1 protein-coding gene and 1 pseudogene are annotated in these 695 nt (G+C 61.2%); both read left to right on the top strand.

The genetic code is table 11. From position 1 onward, the window contains the following. Positions 1-8: 8 nt before the first annotated feature. Positions 9-269 (top strand): annotated as a pseudogene (locus tag J1C49_RS22025) (tetratricopeptide repeat protein); the annotation flags it as partial. Between the two features lie 21 nt (positions 270-290). Continuing rightward, the coding region (locus J1C49_RS21515) for a tetratricopeptide repeat protein (protein ID WP_227447856.1) at positions 291-695 on the top strand (405 nt) is incomplete at its 3' end.

Genomic DNA, 695 nt, shown 5'->3' with positions numbered 1-695 from the left:
TGAAAGCTTTGCTTTTGGGCGATTGCAAACGCTTTGACGAGGCTCAGGCCACTCTGGACGACGTTTTGGCGCTGGGGGCGGGGGCCGCAAGGACAAACGCGCTGAAGATCTCTCTGTTGGTTGCCGAAGGCGCGGTTTCCAAGGCCATTCAATTGGCGGGATCGGCCCTCGACCAATGGCCAAGCCACACAGGCCTGCGAGAAGCACATGCAAGGGCCCTGCTGGCCGCTGATCGGCCCGGTGACGCGGTCGCTGAACTCCGCAAAACACCATCTCGGCGCTCCGCGGCCATGCTCCGTGCGCGGATCCTGGTGGATCTCGGAGACCCCGACGCCGCCTTCGATATCCTGTCCCATTGCCATATTGAGAACCCGACCGATCCGGCGGTCGCCAAACAACTCGTCGCGCTCTGCATGTCTCGCGGAGACCATGCGCGCGCTCAACAGGTTTTGTACCGGGTTCTTGAGCCCTTCTTTGCTCAGACCGCTCCCTCTGACAGGGTCTTTCCCGCAAATCTGGTTGTGCAGTTTGTCGGGCTTTCCGGGGCGTCTCTTGCCAATGGAACCGAAATCAGGAACCTGCTCGGCCATCTGGGCACGAACCTGTCGAAAATGTCCGCATCCAAGGCCCTGTCTCTGCTGTTGCTGGCCTCGCGGCTTGGCGCCGAACGCGCTTTTGGCGTTGTGCAGTCCAAC

The organism is Cognatishimia sp. F0-27 (genome assembly GCF_020667845.1).
Taxonomy (GTDB): domain Bacteria; phylum Pseudomonadota; class Alphaproteobacteria; order Rhodobacterales; family Rhodobacteraceae; genus JAFMPQ01.
The sequence above is the reverse complement of the archived record's forward strand: the minus strand, read 5'-3'. Positions and strand labels throughout refer to the sequence as shown.